Raw genomic sequence first — 18,083 nt, 5'->3', positions numbered from 1 at the left:
GGCAATGTGCGCATCGGCGAGCTCGCCACCAGGACGGCCGTGAGCGTGCGCGCCCTGCGGTACTACGAGGAGCAGCAACTGCTCGCGTCGGAACGCAGCCCCAGCGGACAGCGCCGGTATCCGGAGAGCGCGATCGAGCGCGTCATCCTGATCCAGCAGCTGTATGCCGCGGGGCTGTCGAGCAAGACGATCCGGGGGCTCCTTCCCTGCATCAACACGGGAGTCAGCACACCGGAGTCCCTGGCGCTGCTGAAGGCCGAACGCGACCGGATCGGCGACCGGATCGGCGAACTGGTCAGCACCCGGGACCGGCTCGACGCCGTGATCGCCGCGGCCGAGGGGACGGAGCACTAGGTCGCGCGCCCGCGTGTGGGACTCCGTGCGGCTCCGTGTGGGACTCCGCACACTGTCCCGTCGCAGGTCAAGGGCGAGTTGACGGGTGTTCTCAGCCCGTGGTGGACTTCCGGAGCCATTTACGGCGGCAGAAGAGGAAGCCGGTGCGAATCCGGCGCGGTCCCGCCACTGTCACGGGCGCGTCCCCCTTCAACGGGACGCTCCCCGAAGCCAGGAACTCTCTCCCGCCGGTCACGTCGAGCCAGGGCGCGGACCCTGAGTGAGGACGAACATGCGTACAGAGCGGACCTTTGCATGCGGTGCCGCTGCCGGACTCGCCGGCGACCTGCTCCTCGGCGATCCGCGCCGTGGGCATCCGGTCGCCGCGTTCGGCCGGGCCGCCGCTGCCGTCGAGCGGGCGCTGTGGCGCGACCACCGAGGGTGGGGCGCGGTGCACACCGCTGTGTGCGCCGGGGGCGCCGTCGTCGCGGGCGCGCTGGCCGCTGCTTCCGTGCGCCGTTCCCGTACGGCATCGATCGCGCTGACCGCGGCCGCCACCTGGGCCGTGGTCGGCGGCACGTCGCTGGGGCGGGAGGCCCGGGCGATCGGCGGGGCGCTGGCGGCCGGGGACATCGAAGTCGCCCGGGAGCGGCTGCCCCATCTGTGCGGGCGTGACCCGCAGGCGCTGGACGGACCGGGGATCGCCCGGGCGGTCGTCGAGTCCGTCGCCGAGAACACCTCCGACGCGGTCGTCGGCGCCCTGGTGTGGGGGGCGCTCGGCGGGGTGCCGGGGCTCGTGGGCTTCCGTGCCGTGAACACCCTGGACGCGATGGTGGGCCACAAGTCGCCCCGCTACCGGCGGTACGGCTGGGCGTCGGCGCGGCTCGACGACGTCGCGGGCTGGCCGGGCGCCCGGCTGACTGCGGCACTGGCGACGGTCGCCGGCGGGAATCCCCGGGGTGCGGTACGGGCCTGGCGCGTGGATGCCGCGAAGCATCCGAGCCCCAACGCCGGCCCGGTGGAGGCGTCGTTCGCGGGGGCGCTCGGAGTGAGGCTCGGCGGGACCCTGTCCTACGGTGGGCGGGTCGAGCACCGGCCCGTACTCAACGGGGACGGCCGGGCCGTCGAAGTCGCGGACATCGAACGTGCGGTGCGGCTGTCGCGCCGCGTGGGGGTGCTGGCACTCGCGGCGTGCGCGGGCGCTCGGCTCGTATACGGGGCTGTCAGGGGGAGGCGTACATGAGTGGCGGTGGACTGCTGGTCGCCGGGACGACGTCGGACGCGGGCAAGAGCGTCGTCACGGCGGGGATCTGCCGATGGCTGGTGCGCCAGGGCGTGAAGGTCGCGCCCTTCAAGGGACAGAACATGTCCCTGAATTCGTTCGTGACGCGCGAGGGCGCGGAGATCGGCCGTGCGCAGGCCATGCAGGCGCAGGCGGCGCGGGTGGAGCCCTCAGCGCTGATGAACCCCGTACTGCTCAAGCCGGGCAGCGACCGGTCCAGCCAAGTCGTGCTGATGGGCAAGCCGGTGGGCGAGATGAGTGCGCGCGGGTTCTTCGGGGGGTCCGGGCCCACGGCGCAGCCGCAATCAGGTGCTGTGTCCCCCGGGAAAATGCTGCACGGCGGGCGGCAGCAGGCGCTGTTCGGGCCCGTCATGGAGTGCCTGGAGGAGCTGCGGGGCACCTATGACGCCGTGATCTGCGAGGGAGCCGGCAGCCCGGCCGAGATCAATCTGCGGCGCACGGACATCGTGAACATGGGCATCGCCCGGGCTGCGGGCTTCCCCGTGGTGGTGGTCGGGGACATCGACCGGGGCGGGGTGTTCGCGCAGTTCTTCGGTACGACGGCGCTGCTCGCCCCTGAGGACCAGGAGCTGATCGCCGGCTATCTGGTGAACAAGTTCCGCGGTGACGTCACGCTCCTGGAGCCGGGGCTGGAGATGCTGCACGGGCTCACCGGGCGGCGGACGTACGGTGTGCTGCCCTACGCACACGGGCTCGGCATCGACGAGGAGGACGGCCTGCGCGTCTCCCTGCGGGGTGCGGTACGCGAGTCCGTCGTCGCCCCGCCGGTCGGTGAGGACGTGCTGCGCGTCGCGGTCTGCGCCGTACCGCTGATGTCCAACTTCACCGATGTGGACGCACTGGCTGCCGAGCCGGGCGTGGTCGTGCGCTTCGTGGACCGCGCCGAGGAGCTCGCCGACGCCGACCTGGTCGTCGTGCCCGGAACACGCGGCACCGTGCGCGCCCTGGAGTGGCTGCGCGAACGGGGCCTCGCGGACGCGATCGCCCGCCGCGCGGCGCAGGGCCGTCCGGTGCTCGGCATCTGCGGTGGCTTCCAGGTGCTGGGCGAGCGGATCGAGGACGAGGTCGAGTCACGGGCCGGGTCCGTGGCGGGGTTCGGGCTGCTGCCGGTGCGGGTGCGGTTCGCGCCCGGGAAGACCCTCGCACGGCCGGTGGGCGAGGCGCTCGGCGAGCCGGTCGAGGGGTACGAGATCCACCACGGTGTCGCCGAAGTCCTCGGCGGAGAGGCCTTCTTGGACGGCTGCCGGGTCGGATCGGTGTGGGGCACCCACTGGCACGGCTCGCTGGAGAGCGACGGCTTCCGGCGGGCGTTCCTGCGCGAGGTGGCCGCGGCCGCCGGGCGCCGTTTCGTACCGGCCCCCGACACGAACTTCGGCGCGCTGCGCGAGGAACAGCTGGACCGGCTCGGCGACCTGATCGAGGAACACGCCGACACCGACGCGCTGCTCGGCCTGATCGAGGGCGGCGCGCCGTCCGGGCTGCCGTTCATCGCGCCGGGCGCGCCGTGAGCGCCCGCGGCGGGGCTCCTTCGGAGCCCGCTCGGGGGTACCTCCACGACGCTGGGGGTCCCCCCATGCCCGCAGGGCATAGGGGGAGCTTGAGGACGGGCCCCGGAGAAGCCCCGCCCCACCCGGCGCTACCGGTTCCGGACGGAGCCGAACGGAGTCGGCAGGGTACGAACGAGCCGCGCAACCGGCGTGGCTCCAGCGAAGGAGTGATCACCCGATGAGCACCCCCTACCCGTTCACCGCGATCGTCGGAATGGACGATCTGCGGCTCGGGCTCCTGTTGAACGCGGTCTCGCCCGCGGTCGGCGGTGTGCTCGTACGCGGTGAGAAGGGCACCGCCAAGTCGACCGCGGTGCGGGCGCTCGCGGCGCTCATGCCGGATGTCGACGTCGTCGCCGGGTGCCGGTTCTCCTGCGCGCCCGGTGCGCCCGACCCGACGTGTCCGGACGGGCCGCACGAGGCGGCTCCCGGTACGCCGCGGCCCGCCCGGATGGTCGAACTCCCCGTCGGCGCTTCGGAGGACCGGCTCGTCGGCGCGCTCGACATCGAGCGGGCGCTCGCGGACGGCGTGAAGGCCTTCGAGCCGGGGCTCCTCGCGGACGCGCACCGCGGGGTGCTGTACGTCGACGAGGTCAACCTGCTCCACGACCACCTGGTGGATCTGCTGCTGGACGCCGCCGCGATGGGCGCGTCGTACGTCGAGCGCGAAGGTGTCTCCGTACGGCATGCCGCGCGCTTCCTGCTGGTCGGGACGATGAACCCCGAAGAGGGTGAACTGCGGCCGCAGTTGCTCGACCGGTTCGGCCTCACCGTGGAGGTCGCGGCGTCGCGGGAGCCGGAGCAGCGGGTCGAGGTCGTGCGGCGGAGGCTCGCGTACGACGAGGACCCGGCTGCCTTCGCGACGCGCTGGGCGGACGAGGAGGAGGCGCTGCGCGAGCGGATCGTGGCGGCGCGGACGCTGCTGCCTTCCGTCGTACTCGGTGACGCCGCGCTGCGGCAGATCGCGGCGACGTGCGCGGCGTTCGAGGTGGACGGTATGCGCGCCGACATCGTGATGGCCAGGACCGCCACGGCACTGGCCGCGTGGGCAGGGCGTACGGACGTCCTCGAGGAGGACGTACGGCAGGCCGCGCTGCTGGCGCTCCCCCACCGGCGGCGCCGCAACCCGTTCGACGCACCGGGCCTCGACGAGGACAAACTCGACGAGACGCTGGAGCAGTTCGGCGGGGACGACGAGCCGGAGCCCGATCCTGAGCCCGATCCGGACCCCGGCCCGGACGGCGGCCCGGACGGCGGGCCCGGCGGCGGCATTCCGCCGCAGGGACAGGGACCCGATGCCGCGCCGCCCGCCGAGCAGCCGGGGCAACCGCAGCCGTCCGCCTCCCGGACCCCCTCCGGTGCGGGCGAGCAGGCCGCCGTACGGGCCGCCGAGCCGTTCCGTACGAAGATGCTGAGCGTGCCCGGCCTCGGCGAAGGGGCCGCGGGGCGTCGCTCCCGGGCGCGTACCGAGCACGGCAGGACCACCGGTGCCCGCCGCCCCCGGGGAACGCTCACCAAGCTGCACTTGGCGGCGACGGTGCAGGCCGCGGCCCCGCACCAGCGGGCGCGCGGGCGTTCGGGCCCGGGGCTCGTGGTCCGGCGCGACGATCTGCGCCAGGCGACCCGCGAGGGCCGCGAGGGCAATCTCGTGCTGTTCGTCGTGGACGCCTCCGGCTCGATGGCGGCCCGGCAGCGCATGAGCTCCGTGAAGGGCGCGGTGCTGTCGCTGCTGCTCGACGCCTACCAGCGGCGCGACAAGGTCGGTCTGGTCACCTTCCGCGGCACGGGCGCGGACGTGGCGCTGCCGCCGACGTCGTCCGTGGACGCGGCCGCCGCACGCCTGGAGCAGCTGCCGACGGGCGGGCGGACCCCGCTGGCCGCAGGCCTGCTCAAGGCGCACGACGTGTTGCGCGTGGAGCGTCTGCGCGATCCGTCGCGCCGGCCGCTGCTGGTGGTGGTGACGGACGGCCGCGCGACCGGCGCACGCGGCGGTGACGCCCTCGCGCTCGCGGCACGCGCCGCACGGCTGCACGCCGACGGGAACACCGCGGCCGTGGTCGTGGACTGCGAGGCGGGGCCGGTACGGCTCGGGCTCGCCGGGAATCTCGCCCGCGAACTCGGCGGTACCGCCGTCACCCTCGACGAGCTCCGCGCCGACAGCATCGCGGGGCTGGTCAGAGACGTACAGGCAGCAACCACGGGAAGCAACAGGAGGGCCGCGTAGTGCCACAGGGACAGCCGACCGTCGTTCCGGACGACGGACTCACCACCCGCCAGCGCCGTAACCGCCCGCTGGTCATGGTGCACACGGGCATCGGCAAGGGGAAGTCGACGGCCGCCTTCGGAATGGCGCTGCGCGCCTGGAACCAGGGCTGGCCGGTCGGGGTGTTCCAGTTCGTCAAGTCGGCGAAATGGAAGGTCGGCGAGGAGAACGCGCTGAAGGTCCTCGGCGCGAGCGGCGAGGGCGGCGCCGTCGACTGGCACAAAATGGGCGAGGGCTGGTCCTGGATCCAGCGGGCCCCGGCGGACGGCGAGCAGTCCCACGAGGACAAGGCGCGCGAGGGCTGGGAGCAGGTCAAGCGGGATCTGGCCGCGGAGAAGTACACGTTCTACGTCCTCGACGAGTTCGCGTATCTGCTGCACTGGGGCTGGATCGACACGGCCGAGGTGATCCAGGTGCTGCGCGACCGTCCCGGCACCCAGCACGTCGTCATCACCGGCCGCAACGCGCCGCAGGAGCTGGTCGACTTCGCCGATCTCGTCACCGACATGTCCAAGGTCAAGCATCCGATGGACGCCGGCCAGAAGGGCCAGCGGGGCATCGAATGGTAGGCACCCAGTGGTAGGCATCAAGTGGTAGCACGTCTCGTCATCGCCGCACCGGCCTCCGGCAGCGGCAAGACCACCGTCGCGACGGGCCTGATGGCTGCCTTCGCGGCGGCCGGTCTTGCCGTGTCCCCGCACAAGGTGGGCCCCGACTACATCGACCCGGGCTATCACGCGCTGGCCACGGGCCGCCCGGGCCGCAACCTCGACGCGTACATGTGCGGTACGGACCTGATCGCGCCGCTCTTCGCGCACGGCGCGCGCGGCTGCGACCTGGCCGTGATCGAGGGCGTGATGGGGCTGTACGACGGCGCGGCGGGCGCCGGTGAGCTGGCGTCGACGGCTCAGGTCGCGAAGCTGCTGCGGGCGCCGGTGGTGCTGGTCGTGGACGCGTCGTCGCAGTCGCGGTCGGTGGCGGCGCTGGTGCACGGCTTCGCGTCCTGGGACCCGGAGGTCCGGCTCGGCGGGGTGATCCTCAACAAGGTCGCCACGGACCGGCATGAGGCGCTGCTGCGGGAGGCGCTGGAGGAGTCGGGCGTACCGGTGCTGGGCGTGCTGCGGCGCGCCCCCGCGGTCGCGACGCCCTCCCGGCACCTGGGGCTGGTGCCGGTGGCGGAGCGGCACGCGGATGCGGTCGACGCGGTGGCCGCGCAGGCGGAGCAGGTGCGGTCGGGCTGCGATCTGGAGGGGTTGCTGGCGCTGGCGCGGAGTGCGCCGCCGGTGAGCGCAGAGGCGTGGGAGCCCGAGGTCGCTGTCCGGGCGCACGCCGGTGGCAGGGTGGTGCCCACCAGTCCCGGCCTGCGGAACGACTGCCCACAACGGCCTGTGATCGCCGTGGCCGGAGGAGCCGCGTTCACGTTCTCGTACGCCGAGCACGCGGAGTTGCTGAAGGCCGCGGGCGCGGAGGTCGTCCCCTTCGATCCCCTCCGCGACGAAGAACTGCCCGACGGCACCCGCGGCATCGTCATCGGGGGCGGTTTCCCCGAGATGTACGCCCCCGAGCTGTCCGCCAACTCCCGGCTCCGCAAGGCGGTCGCCGAGCTGGCACAGGCGGGCGCGCCGGTCGCCGCCGAGTGCGCCGGGCTGCTGTATCTGGCGCGTTCACTGGACGGGAAGCCCATGTGCGGGGTGCTGGACGCCGACGCGCGGATGTCGGAGCGGCTCACCCTCGGCTACCGGGACGCGGTCGCCGTGAGCGACAGCGTGCTGGCCGCGGCCGGGACCCGGATGCGCGGGCACGAGTTCCACCGCACGGTACTGGAGCCGGGTGCGGGCCCGAGCCCGGCCTGGGGGCTGCGGCAGCCGGAGCGGCGTGTGGAGGGCTTCGTACAGCAGGGTGTGCACGCGAGTTATGTGCATACGCACTGGGCGGCCGTGCCCGACACGGCGAGCCGCCTCGTGCGGCGGTGCGCGGAATGGTCCGGGCAGGCATGAGGTACGGCCGGGGGTGGGCATGAGGCACGGGCGGCCGTCACTCCGCCAGGCCCGTCACCAGCCAGATGAACGCCACACCCGCGATCGTGCACAGCAGGGTGGAGCGGGCGGGATGCTCATGGTGCGCCTCGGGCAGGATCTCGGCGGCGGCGAGGTAGAGCAACGCGCCGCCGAAGAAACCGAGGTAGCTGCCGAGCAGCTCCTGCGGCATCGTGAACAGCAGGGTGGAGGCGGCACCGACCACCGGGGCGAGGGCCCCGGCGAAGAGCATCGCGAGGGCCTTGCGGCGTTCGTTCCCGTAGAGGCTGGCGATCGTGTACGTGTTGAATCCGTCCGCGAAGTCGTGGGTGATGACGGCGAGCGCGACGGTGGGGCCCATTCCGCCGCCCACTTGGAACGCCGCGCCGATGGCGATGCCGTCCATGAGGCTGTGGAGCACCATGGCCGCGGCGGCGGTCATCCCGACCTGCGGTACGCGCTCGTGCCCGCCGTGGGTGTGTCGTCCGCCGTTGTACGCCCCGTGCGCCGCCTGCCGTGCCGCCAGCAGCCGCTCCACCACGTGGGCGAGGAGAAACCCGCCGACGAAGAGCAGCATGGCCTGCGGTACGGCGAAGAGCTCCTCGCCCGCCGCGGCCATCGCCTCCGGCAGCAGATCGAGCCCGGCGGCACCGAGCATCAGCCCGCCCGCGAGCCCCAGTACGAGATGGCGCCGGTCGGTGACGCGTTGCGCCGCCCAGCCGCCGAACAGCGTCATCAGGAACGCGCCGAGCGCGACGAACACCGCCATGCGTTCTTGCTAGCCGACAGCACCCCGTCGGCGCTGGGTGCCACGCCATGAGCGGGCTCGTGGTCGGGGTCGGTGCGCGCCGGGGTGCGCCGTTCGAGGAGGTGCTGGGGCTGATCCGCGACGCCCTGGGAGAGACCGGGGAGGGGACCGGGGCGGTCGTCGCACTGGCGACCGTGGAGGCCAAGGCGACCGAGCCGGGCATCGTCCGGGCCGCGGCGGCGCTCGGTGTACCGCTGTGGGCGTACCCGGCGCCGGAGCTGGCCCGAGTCGCGGTGCCGCACCCGTCCGGAGGGACGCGGGAGGCGGTGGGGACTCCCTCGGTGGCGGAGGCCGCGGCGCTCGTGGGCGGGGGCGGGGGCGAACTCCTCGTACCGAAACGCACGTCACAGCCGCGGGGGCGACCTGCGGGGGTGACCTGTGCGATCGTGCGGCTTGCGGATGCTCCGGTTCCGGAACTGGCTTCCGTACAGACTGGATCCGGTCGCGTTGGACATGATCTCGGTCATGAACGTCGGCGGCCCGGTCAGCCGGCACCGGCGACACCCGCAGCACTTGCACCAACCGCAGCACCGGCAACACCCGCAGCACCGGCAACACCGGCAACACCGGCAACACCGCGCCGACCGCAAGGAGACCGTGTGACTTCCCCGCCCGCACTGCTCATCGCCGCCGACGGCGCCCGGCACGACGCTGCGGCCGCGGCGTTCCTGGTCCTCGTGGAGCAACTGGGCAGCCGCTACCCCGAGATCCCCGTTGCCGGCGGCCTCGTCGGCGCCGACCGCTGGCCGCTCACCGAGGCCGTGGCCGAGCTCGTCGCGGCGGGCGCCGAGCGGCTGGCCACCGTGTCGCTGGCGCTGGTGCCCGGCGGGCGGGCCGAGGAGGGCCTGTCCGAGGCGCTGGCCGCCGCCCGGCAGGACCACCCCGGGCTGTCCCTGGCGAGGGGACGCGCGCTCGGCCCGCATCCGACACTGCTCGCCTTGCTGGAGCGACGGGTGGACGAGGCGCTGGGCGTGGCGGCCCGTACGCCGAGGGACCGGGCCGAGGTGACCGTACTGCTGGTGGCTCCCGGGTCGGCCGATCCGGAGGCCAACGCCGAGGTGCACCGGGCGGCGCGGCTGCTCTGGGAGGGCCGTGGGTACGCGGGGGTCGAGACGGCCTTCGTGTCGACGGCCGCGCCCGACGTGCCGGCCGGACTCGACCGGTGTGTACGGCTCGGGGCGCGCCGGATCGTCGTCCTGCCGTACGTCCTCTTCGACGGTGGTCCTGTGGAGCGGGCCCAGCTGCATGCCGAGGGGTGGGCGGCGGCCCATCCGGAGACCGACGTGCGGTACGCCGAAGTGATCGGTCCTGCCGAGGAGTTGGCCGACGTGGTCGTGGAGCGCTTCCGGGAGGCGGTCGCCGTTCCCGTACCGCCACAGGCCCGACACGCGCAGGACGACCATGAACTCGCACGCTGACTTCCACGATCTGCGGCATCACGGTGACGCGGAGGTGAGGGACGGGCGGCTGACCGATCTCGCGGTCAACGTCCGCACGGGCACTCCCCCGGTGTGGCTGCGCGAGCACATCGCCGAGTCGCTGATGTCGCTCGCGGCCTACCCGGACGGGCGGGCTGCGCGCGCCGCCGTCGCCGCGCGGCACGGGCTGCCGGTGGAGCGGGTACTGCTGACGGCGGGCGCGGCGGAGGCGTTCGTACTGCTCGCGCGGGCGCTGCGGGTGCACCGGCCGGTGGTCGTGCATCCGCAGTTCACCGAGCCGGAGGCGGCGCTGCGGGACGCGGGGCACGCGGTGACGCGGGTCGTGCTGAGGGAGGAGGACGGCTTCCGGCTGGATCCGGAGGCCGTGCCCGAGTCGGCGGACCTCGTCGTCATCGGCAACCCGACGAATCCGACGTCGGTCCTCCATCCCGCTGCCGCGATCGCCGGGCTGGCGCGGCCTGGGCGGGTCCTGGTGGTCGACGAGGCCTTCATGGACGCGGTGCCGGGTGAGCCGGAGGCACTGGCGTCGCGGACCGACGTCCCCGGTCTCGTGGTGCTTCGCAGCCTCACCAAGACCTGGGGGCTGGCGGGTCTGCGGATCGGTTACGTGCTCGCCGCCCCGGAGACGATCGCGGAGCTGGAGCGGGCGCAGCCGCTGTGGCCGGTGTCGACGCCGGCGCTCGCGGCGGCGGAGGCGTGCATGTCGCCGCGAGCGCTTGCGGAGGCCGCCGTGGCGGCCGGACGCGTCGCGGCGGACCGGGTGCATCTGCTGGCCGGGCTCGCGGAGTTCGACGAGGTGCGTGCGGTGGAGGCGGCCGAGGGGCCGTTCGTCCTGGTGCGCATCGACCGGGCCGACGAGGTCCGCGACCGCCTGCGCGCCCTCGGCTTCGCGGCCCGCCGCGGCGACACGTTCCCCGGCCTCGACCGCCACTGGCTCCGCCTGGCGGTCCGCGACCGTACGACGACGAACCGCTTCCTCCAGGCCCTCGACCAGGCGCTCACGGTGGTGGGCGCGGCTCCGGTGGGCGGCTGACGCGGGGTGCCGCCGGCGGGGCCCCGCCGACTGCGGGCCGGTGGGTGGTTTGTGCCCACCCGTTCCGCCCCAGCGGAACGACGGCCCACAAACCACGTGAACGCTCCCCACGGGCAACCCCGTCGACCGCACACCCCCGCCGGAGGCGCTCAGTCGCGCGCCCGGCTGCGGGCCAGGACCACCGCACCGCCGCCCGCGACCAGCAGCACGACCGCGCCGCCCGCGAAGTACGGGGTCAGTCCGTTGCCACCGGTCGCCGCGAGGTTCTCGGCGGCGGGCGCGGGGGCATCGGCGGGGGCCTTCGCCGGGCCGGCGCCGGTCTGGGGCTTCACGTCCGGCTCCACCGTGCGGGGCGTGGGTGACTCACAGTTCGCCGCGGCCAGCGTCACCGTGCCCTCGACCTCCGCGACGTTCAGCTTGAGCGGGTTGACGGACACCTTCAGTTCGAGCGCGGTGGCCGCGGCCGTACGCGAGGTGGTCTGCGTCTTCGACAGGTCGAGGGTGACCTCGCCGACACCGGGCACCTCGACCCGCGTCGTACCGCCCGTCGTCAGCTTGGTCTTCTTGCCGAGGACGGTGACCGCGCCGAGCAGATTCGATTCGGCGACCGGCTTCCTGCCGGCCACGCAGACCGCCTTCGACGTGACCTTCTCGACCTCGATGAGGGAGAGCAACGGCAGTCCGGGGACATGGACCTTGGCATGGGCGAGGTTGGCGTGGCCCTCGGCCCGCTGCCGGTCCGCGGTCGCCGTCGCGGTCGCCGCGTCCGCGTGCAGCAGGCTGAACGGCCTGCCCTGGTCGACACCCTCCACCTGGACGGTCAGCGCGGTCTTCTCGGCGCTCTCGGGGGCCTGGACCTCGTTGAGGGAGACCTTCAGCGGCACATGGACGGCCCTGTTCAGCAGGGAGACGTCGAGGCCGGTACGGAGCACGACCGCGCTCGCGCGCCCGACTCCGCCGCCCGTCGCCCGGGCCGGGGCTGCGAGCACCAGCGGGCCGGCGGCCAGCGCGGTGGCGGCCATGACGGCCGCGGAACGGCGTACGGGCATGCGGAAGGTGTTGCTGTTCACGGTGGTGGAACCCCCACAGGAGAATGGCGTCGCCGGGCCGCCGGCCACAGGGACTCGTGGGCGGCTGCGACTGAGAACACCAAAATCCTTACGCACTGAGAGTGAACCGACAGATACCTGAGGTGAGTTCACTCCAAAGTGGCGTTTCCGCGCCCCCATTCGATTCACGGGGTACGGGCGTTCCCCCGGGTCGCTCCTGGGGTGGGCGTAACAGGCGCACGGCAGTTGACCCGCGGGGGCGCACGCGAAGTGGTTCAACGAGCGGCAGGAGCCCGGCGTCACGCTCCGTCAACCGATGACGCGTCCCCGCAGGATCACCAGGCGCGGCGCCGCCAGTACCCGTACGTCCGCCCGTGGATCGGCCTCGTACACCACCAGGTCCGCCGGCGCCCCCTCCTCGAGGCCCGGCCGGCCCAGCCAGCTCCGCGCCCCCCACGCCGTCGCCGACAGCGCCTCGACCGGCGGAATGCCGGCCTTCACGAGCTCGGCGACCTCCGCCGCGACCAGGCCGTGCGCCAGCGAGCCGCCGGCGTCGGTGCCGACATAGACCGGGATGCCCGCGTCGTACGCCGAGCGGACGGTGTCGTACCGGCGCTCGTGCAGCCGCCGCATATGGTCCGACCAGCGCGGGAACTTGCTCTCGCCGCCCGCCGCGAGCCGCGGGAACGTGGCGATGTTGACGAGTGTCGGGACGATCGCGACGCCCCGCTCGGCGAACAGCGGAATGGTCTCCTCGGTCAGCCCGGTCGCGTGCTCGATGCAGTCGATGCCCGCCTCGACCAGGTCGCGCAGCGAGTCCTCGGCGAAGCAGTGCGCGGTGACGCGGGCGCCGAGGCGGTGCGCCTCGGCGATGGCCGCCTCGACGGCATCACGCGGCCAGCAGGCGCCCAGATCGCCCGTTCCCCGGTCGAGCCAGTCGCCGACCAGCTTGACCCAGCCGTCGCCGCGCCGCGCCTCCTGGGCGACGTAGGCGACGAGATCGCCGGGCTCGATCTCATGAGCGTAGTTGCGGATGTAGCGGCGGGTGCGGGCGATGTGCCGGCCGGCCCGGATGATCTTCGGCAGATCCTCGCGGTCGTCGATCCAGCGGGTGTCGGCGGGCGAGCCGGCGTCCCTGATGAGCAGGGTGCCCGCGTCCCGGTCGGTCAGCGCCTGCTTCTCGCTGGTCGCCTCGTCCACCGCGCCGTGCGCGTCGAGCCCGACATGACAGTGGGCGTCGACGAGGCCGGGCAGCACCCAGCCCTCGACGGTCTCCGCTTCGGCTGCCGGCCGCCGATACGTGATGCGGCCGTCGACCACCCACAGCTCGTCCCGCACCTCCTGCGGCCCGACGAGCACCCGCCCCTTCACATGCAGCACCACGTGATCGCTCATGCACAGCACTCTACGAGCCCTGCTCTACCCTCGGCCAAGGACAGCCGAAGACCGCCGAGAACCTCCGTTTCGAAGAGAGCACCGCCGTGACGCACCCGTTTCTGGACCTGGCTCCCCTGACCGCCTCGCACTTCGCGGCGATCGAGCGCCGGGTCGCCGCCCTGCTCTCCACCGAGGCGGACGTGGTGATCACGCAGGGCGAGGCGCTGCTGCCGCTGGAGGGCTGCATCCGCAGCGGCGCCCGGCCCGGTTCCGCCGCGCTGAACGTGGTGACGGGACCGTACGGACAGACCTTCGGGAACTGGCTGCGGGACTGCGGTGCCGCGGTGATCGACCTGGAGGTGCCGTTCCACTCGGCGGTGTCCGCGGCACAGGTCGCACGGGCACTGGACGAGCACCCGGAGATCGACTTCGTGTCCCTGGTGCACGCCGAGGCGGCCACCGGCAACACCAACCCGGTGGCGGAGATCGGCGAGGCCGTACGGGCCCATGGCGCGCTGTTCATGCTGGACGCCGTCGCCTCCGTGGGCGCCGAGCCGCTGCTGCCGGACGCGTGGGGCGTGGACCTGTGCGTGATCGGCGCGCAGAAGGCGATGGGCGGCCCGGCCGGGGTCTCGGCGGTGTCGGTGAGCGAGCGTGCCTGGGAGCGGTTCGCGGCGAACCCTGCCGCGCCCCGCCGCTCCTATCTCTCGCTGCTCGACTGGAAGGAGCGCTGGATCGACGGCGGCCGCAGGGCGCTGCTGCACGCGCCGGCCCAGTTGGAGATGCTGGCGCTGGAGGCTTGCCTGGAGCGCATCGAGGCGGAGGGTCCGGACTCGCTCATGGCGCGGCACGCGCCGGCCGCGGCGGCAACGCGCGCGGGTGCGCTCGCGCTGGGCGGCGGGCTGGCCCCGTACGTCCACGAGGCGCGGTACGCGGCGCCGGTGGCGACCACGCTGCGCGTCCCCGCCGGAGTCGATGCCTCCGATCTGGTGGCGAAGGCGCTGGCGGCCGACCCGTCGCTGCCGCTGATTGCCGGCGCAGGGGCGCTGTCCGCGGAGATGATCCGGGTGAACCACTACGGCACGGACGCGCGCCGTGACGCCGTGCAGTCCTCGCTGGCGGCGCTCGGTGCGGCGCTCGGGGAGTACGGCCACGAGGTGGACCTGGAGGGCGCCCGCCGGGCGGCTGCGGACACCTGGCAGAAGTGATACCCACGACCCCTGTCCCGAATCCCACCGAAAAATAAATAGCGCATTAATTCAAGAATGCGGGGAGCTACTTTATCGCGAGTAGCTCCCCGCATTCTTCTGCCCGGTTTCCCCGACCCTAAACACTAAATTTCCTTCAGGACCGACCACCCCATTCCGGACGCGTTCCACGTACGTTACGAGCATGTGACCGACCCCACACCAAAGATCTTTTGTACCGATAACTCCCGGTCAAACGGGGAGAGTTCACCGCAGGCTCGCGCCATGCGCGCGCCCGCGCGATAACACAGAAGGGCGCCTCACCCAACCCCTCCCCTCGATGCAATTTGCGAATTCGCTCGGTAAATTCAATCCGCATGACCACCGCACTGAGCATCGACAGCCCACGCGTGGAGGACGGAGCCGCGATCTGGCGAATCGCCCGCGACTCCAAGGTTCTGGACCTGAACTCCTCGTACAGCTATTTGCTGTGGTGCCGCGACTTCGCCGCGACCTCCGTGGTGGCCCGCGGCACGGACGGTGAACCGATCGCGTTCGTCACCGGATACATCCGGCCGGAGCGCCCGGACACGCTGGTCGTCTGGCAGGTCGCCGTCGACGACGCGCACCGCGGTCGCGGACTGGCCGGCACACTCCTCGACGCGCTGAGCCACCGCGTCGCCGCCGTACACGGCCTCCGCACGATCGAGACGACCGTCACCCCGGACAACACCCCTTCCGACCGGCTGTTCACCTCGTTCGCGGCCCGGCGCGGCGCGTCCCTGGAGAGAGAAGTGCTCTTCGGTGGAGGGCTGTTCCCCGACGACGGACACCAGCCCGAGGTGCTGTACCGCATCGGCCCGATCACCGGCTGACCTCCCTCCGTCCGATCACCGACCTCCCTCGGCCGGAGTCCGGTCCGGCCTCCGTCCCACCCCCACATCAGGAGTGAAACGCTGTGACCATCACCCCGCCCGCCCTGAGTGTCTTCGAGACCCTGGAGTCGGAGGTGCGCAGCTACTGCCGTGGTTGGCCTGCCGTGTTCGACCGCGCGCAGGGCGCCCGCCTCACCGACGAGGACGGCCACACCTATCTGGACTTCTTCGCCGGCGCAGGATCACTCAACTACGGCCACAACAACCCCGTACTCAAACGCGCGCTGCTGGACTATCTGGAGCGCGACGGCATCACCCATGGCCTGGACATGGCGACGACCGCGAAGCGCGCCTTCCTGGAGTCCTTCCAGAACGTCGTGCTGCGGCCGCGCGATCTGCCGTACAAGGTGATGTTCCCCGGCCCGACCGGCACCAACGCGGTCGAGGCGGCGCTGAAACTCGCCCGCAAGGTGAAGGGCCGTGAGTCGATCGTCTCCTTCACCAACGCCTTCCACGGGATGTCGCTCGGCTCGCTCGCGGTGACCGGCAACGCGTTCAAGCGCGCCGGCGCCGGCATCCCGCTGGTGCACGGCACGCCGATGCCGTTCGACAACTACCTCGACGGGCAGATCCCGGACTTCCTCTGGTTCGAGCGACTGCTGGAGGACCAGGGCTCCGGCCTCAACAAGCCGGCGGCCGTGATCGTCGAGACCGTGCAGGGCGAGGGCGGCATCAACGTGGCCCGCGCCGAGTGGCTGCGGGCGCTCGCCGATCTCTGCCACCGCCAGGACATGCTGCTGATCGTCGACGACATCCAGATGGGCTGCGGCCGCACCGGCGCCTTCTTCTCCTTCGAGGAGGCGGGCATCGCCCCGGACATCGTCACCCTGTCGAAGTCCATCAGCGGCTACGGACTGCCCATGTCGCTCTGCCTGTTCAACCCGGAGCTGGACGTCTGGGAGCCGGGCGAGCACAACGGCACGTTCCGCGGCAACAATCCGGCCTTCGTCACCGCGGCCGCCGCGCTGGACGCGTACTGGTCCGACGGCCAGATGGAGAAGCAGACCCTCGCCCGCGGCGAGCAGGTCGAGCAGGCGCTCCTCGCGATCGCCGACGAGAACTCCGCCGACGGGGCCCACTACCGGGGCCGCGGGCTGGTCTGGGGCCTGGAGTTCACCGACAAGGCCCGGGCGGCCGCCGTCTGCGCCCGCGCCTTCGAGCTGGGGCTGCTGCTGGAGACCTCGGGGCCGGAGAGCGAGGTGGTGAAGCTGCTGCCGCCGCTCACCGTGACGCCCGACGAGCTGGACGAGGGGCTCCGCACGCTCGCACGCGCGGTCCGCGAGACGGCCTGACCTCCGGCCGCCCGACGGCCCGACGACCCGTCCGACCGACCGTCCCACCGTCCCACCGTCCGACCGCCCCGAACTACGTACGTACGAAAGGAAGCGCACCACCGTGATCGTCCGATCGTTCAAGGACATCGAGAACACCGACCGGCACGTCAAGGCGAAGTCCGGCACCTGGGAGAGCAAGCGCATCGTGCTCGCCAAGGAGAAGGCCGGTTTCTCCCTGCACGAGACCGTGCTGTACGCGGGTACGGAGACGTCGATGTGGTACGCGAACCACGTCGAGGCCGTGCTCTGCGTGGAGGGCGAGGCCGAGCTCACGAACGACGAGACCGGCGAGGCGCACTGGATCGAGCCCGGCACGATGTATCTGCTGGACGGCCATGAGCGTCACACCCTGCGCCCCAAGACGGACTTCCGCTGCGTCTGTGTCTTCAACCCGCCCGTCACCGGACGCGAGGACCACGACGAGAACGGCGTCTACCCCCTGCTGACCGAGACCGAGGAGGGCTGACCATGACCACCGCGCTCACCGATCTCTACCCGACCCGCGGCGCCGCCGAGACGGCCGTCCCCCGCCAGGACCCCGTGGTCTGGTCCCCGCCCGGGGCGCCCGGCCCGATCGCCCCGTCCGCACTCCAGTCGTACGAGCGCGACGGCTTCCTGGCGATCGAGGAGCTGATCACTCCGGACGAGGTCGCGGTCTACCGCGCCGAGCTGGAGCGCCTGATCTCCGACCCGGCGGTACGCGCCGACGAACGCTCGATCGTCGAGCCGAAGTCCCAGGACGTACGGTCGGTGTTCGAAGTACACCGGATCAGCGAGGTCTTCGCGGCGCTGGTGCGCGACGAGCGGGTCGTGGGCAGGGCGCGGCAGATCCTCGGCTCGGACGTGTACGTCCATCAGTCCCGGATCAACGTCAAGCCGGGGTTCGGGGCTTCGGGCTTCTACTGGCACTCGGACTTCGAGACCTGGCATGCCGAGGACGGTCTGCCGCGGATGCGGACCGTGTCGGTGTCGATCGCGCTGACCGAGAACTTCGACACCAACGGCGGGCTGATGATCATGCCCGGCTCGCACCGGACGTTCCTGGGGTGCGCCGGCGAGACGCCGAAGGACAACTACAAGAAGTCGCTGCAGATGCAGGATGCCGGGACGCCGTCGGACGGCGCGCTCACCGCGTTCGCCGACCGCCACGGCATCCGGCTCTTCACCGGCAAGGCGGGCTCGGCCACCTGGTTCGACTGCAACGCGATGCACGGCTCCGGGGACAACATCACCCCGTACCCGCGCAGCAATGTCTTCATCGTCTTCAACAGCGTGGAGAACGCGGCACAGGAGCCCTTCGCGGCGCCGGTGCCACGGCCGTCGTTCATCGGGGCGCGGGACTTCACTCCGGTGCGGTAGCGGCGGGGTGTGCCGGGGGGGGGGGGGGGGGGGGGGGGGGGGGGGGGGGGGGTGTGTGGGGGGGGGGGGGGGCTGTCACCACAGTCACCTCCCCGCGCCTA

Annotated in this window: 16 protein-coding genes, 1 pseudogene and 1 riboswitch; of the genes and pseudogenes, 14 read left to right on the top strand and 3 right to left on the bottom strand. The window is 72.5% G+C overall.

Annotated features, from left to right (window positions below; all coding sequences use genetic code 11):
• Positions 1 to 6: 6 nt before the first annotated feature.
• From AC0699_RS06155 to AC0699_RS06130, 6 genes are all read left to right on the top strand, one after another.
• Positions 7 to 354 carry a MerR family transcriptional regulator gene (locus tag AC0699_RS06155; RefSeq protein ID WP_478656402.1) on the top strand — a complete coding sequence of 116 codons (348 nt, stop codon included), beginning with the start codon at positions 7 to 9 and terminating at the stop codon, positions 352 to 354.
• 85 nt (positions 355 to 439) lie between these two features.
• Positions 440 to 594: riboswitch (cobalamin riboswitch) on the top strand.
• A 31-nt stretch (positions 595 to 625) separates the two neighbouring features.
• The gene (locus tag AC0699_RS06150) at positions 626 to 1,576 is read left to right on the top strand and encodes a cobalamin biosynthesis protein (RefSeq protein WP_478656219.1); all 951 of its coding nucleotides are present in this window, start codon (positions 626 to 628) and stop codon (positions 1,574 to 1,576) included.
• Complete coding sequence (locus AC0699_RS06145; RefSeq protein ID WP_478656217.1) at positions 1,573 to 3,144, top strand: cobyric acid synthase; 1,572 nt, start codon at positions 1,573 to 1,575, stop codon at positions 3,142 to 3,144. Before AC0699_RS06150 ends, AC0699_RS06145 begins: the two co-directional genes overlap by 4 nt.
• A 217-nt stretch (positions 3,145 to 3,361) precedes the next feature.
• Positions 3,362 to 5,407 (top strand): putative cobaltochelatase, encoded by a 2,046-nt coding sequence (locus tag AC0699_RS06140; protein WP_478656215.1) that lies wholly within the window; start codon positions 3,362 to 3,364, stop codon positions 5,405 to 5,407.
• Positions 5,407 to 6,015, top strand: a complete 609-nt coding sequence (gene cobO, locus AC0699_RS06135; RefSeq protein WP_453661338.1) for a cob(I)yrinic acid a,c-diamide adenosyltransferase — start codon at positions 5,407 to 5,409, stop codon at positions 6,013 to 6,015. Before AC0699_RS06140 ends, cobO begins: the two co-directional genes overlap by 1 nt.
• A 21-nt stretch (positions 6,016 to 6,036) precedes the next feature.
• Positions 6,037 to 7,443 carry a cobyrinate a,c-diamide synthase gene (locus tag AC0699_RS06130; RefSeq protein ID WP_478656211.1) on the top strand — a complete coding sequence of 469 codons (1,407 nt, stop codon included), beginning with the start codon at positions 6,037 to 6,039 and terminating at the stop codon, positions 7,441 to 7,443.
• A 37-nt stretch (positions 7,444 to 7,480) separates the two neighbouring features.
• Here AC0699_RS06130 and AC0699_RS06125 read toward each other — a convergent pair whose 3' ends face one another.
• Positions 7,481 to 8,230 (bottom strand): ZIP family metal transporter, encoded by a 750-nt coding sequence (locus AC0699_RS06125; protein ID WP_478656209.1) that lies wholly within the window; start codon positions 8,228 to 8,230, stop codon positions 7,481 to 7,483.
• Positions 8,231 to 8,277: 47 nt separating this feature from the next.
• On the opposite strand from AC0699_RS06125, the pseudogene AC0699_RS06120 reads away from it, so the two are divergent.
• From AC0699_RS06120 to cobC, 3 genes and pseudogenes are all read left to right on the top strand, one after another.
• Positions 8,278 to 8,643, top strand: a pseudogene (locus AC0699_RS06120) (cobalamin biosynthesis protein); the annotation flags it as partial.
• Positions 8,644 to 8,868: 225 nt separating this feature from the next.
• A complete protein-coding gene (locus AC0699_RS06115; RefSeq protein ID WP_478656399.1) occupies positions 8,869 to 9,687 on the top strand; it encodes a sirohydrochlorin chelatase in 819 nt (272 codons plus the stop codon).
• Positions 9,671 to 10,741, top strand: coding sequence for an Rv2231c family pyridoxal phosphate-dependent protein CobC (gene cobC / locus AC0699_RS06110; RefSeq protein WP_478656207.1), 1,071 nt, complete (start codon positions 9,671 to 9,673; stop codon positions 10,739 to 10,741). Before AC0699_RS06115 ends, cobC begins: the two co-directional genes overlap by 17 nt.
• 149 nt (positions 10,742 to 10,890) lie before the next feature.
• Here cobC and AC0699_RS06105 read toward each other — a convergent pair whose 3' ends face one another.
• Together AC0699_RS06105 and AC0699_RS06100 are read right to left on the bottom strand one after the other, a co-directional pair.
• Positions 10,891 to 11,811 carry an SCO1860 family LAETG-anchored protein gene (locus AC0699_RS06105; RefSeq protein ID WP_478656205.1) on the bottom strand — a complete coding sequence of 307 codons (921 nt, stop codon included), beginning with the start codon at positions 11,809 to 11,811 and terminating at the stop codon, positions 10,891 to 10,893.
• A 288-nt stretch (positions 11,812 to 12,099) separates the two neighbouring features.
• Positions 12,100 to 13,185, bottom strand: coding sequence for an amidohydrolase family protein (locus AC0699_RS06100; RefSeq protein WP_478656202.1), 1,086 nt, complete (start codon positions 13,183 to 13,185; stop codon positions 12,100 to 12,102).
• Positions 13,186 to 13,271: 86 nt separating this feature from the next.
• On the opposite strand from AC0699_RS06100, the gene AC0699_RS06095 reads away from it, so the two are divergent.
• The 5 genes from AC0699_RS06095 (at position 13,272) to thpD (ending at position 17,982) form a co-directional block, all read left to right on the top strand.
• On the top strand, positions 13,272 to 14,375 hold the full coding sequence (locus tag AC0699_RS06095; protein ID WP_478656199.1) for a pyridoxal-phosphate-dependent aminotransferase family protein: 1,104 nt from the start codon (positions 13,272 to 13,274) through the stop codon (positions 14,373 to 14,375).
• 356 nt (positions 14,376 to 14,731) lie between these two features.
• Positions 14,732 to 15,229, top strand: coding sequence for a diaminobutyrate acetyltransferase (gene ectA / locus AC0699_RS06090; RefSeq protein ID WP_478656197.1), 498 nt, complete (start codon positions 14,732 to 14,734; stop codon positions 15,227 to 15,229).
• Positions 15,230 to 15,312: 83 nt separating this feature from the next.
• Positions 15,313 to 16,581 (top strand): diaminobutyrate--2-oxoglutarate transaminase, encoded by a 1,269-nt coding sequence (gene ectB, locus AC0699_RS06085; protein ID WP_478656195.1) that lies wholly within the window; start codon positions 15,313 to 15,315, stop codon positions 16,579 to 16,581.
• 103 nt (positions 16,582 to 16,684) lie between these two features.
• On the top strand, positions 16,685 to 17,089 hold the full coding sequence (locus AC0699_RS06080) for an ectoine synthase (protein WP_453668630.1): 405 nt from the start codon (positions 16,685 to 16,687) through the stop codon (positions 17,087 to 17,089).
• Between the two features lie 2 nt (positions 17,090 to 17,091).
• The gene (thpD, locus tag AC0699_RS06075) at positions 17,092 to 17,982 is read left to right on the top strand and encodes an ectoine hydroxylase (protein ID WP_469770187.1); all 891 of its coding nucleotides are present in this window, start codon (positions 17,092 to 17,094) and stop codon (positions 17,980 to 17,982) included.
• The last annotated feature ends 101 nt before the right edge of the window (positions 17,983 to 18,083 follow it).

This window comes from Streptomyces sp. NPDC043870 (genome assembly GCF_056435785.1).
The sequence above is the reverse complement of the archived record's forward strand: the minus strand, read 5'-3'. Positions and strand labels throughout refer to the sequence as shown.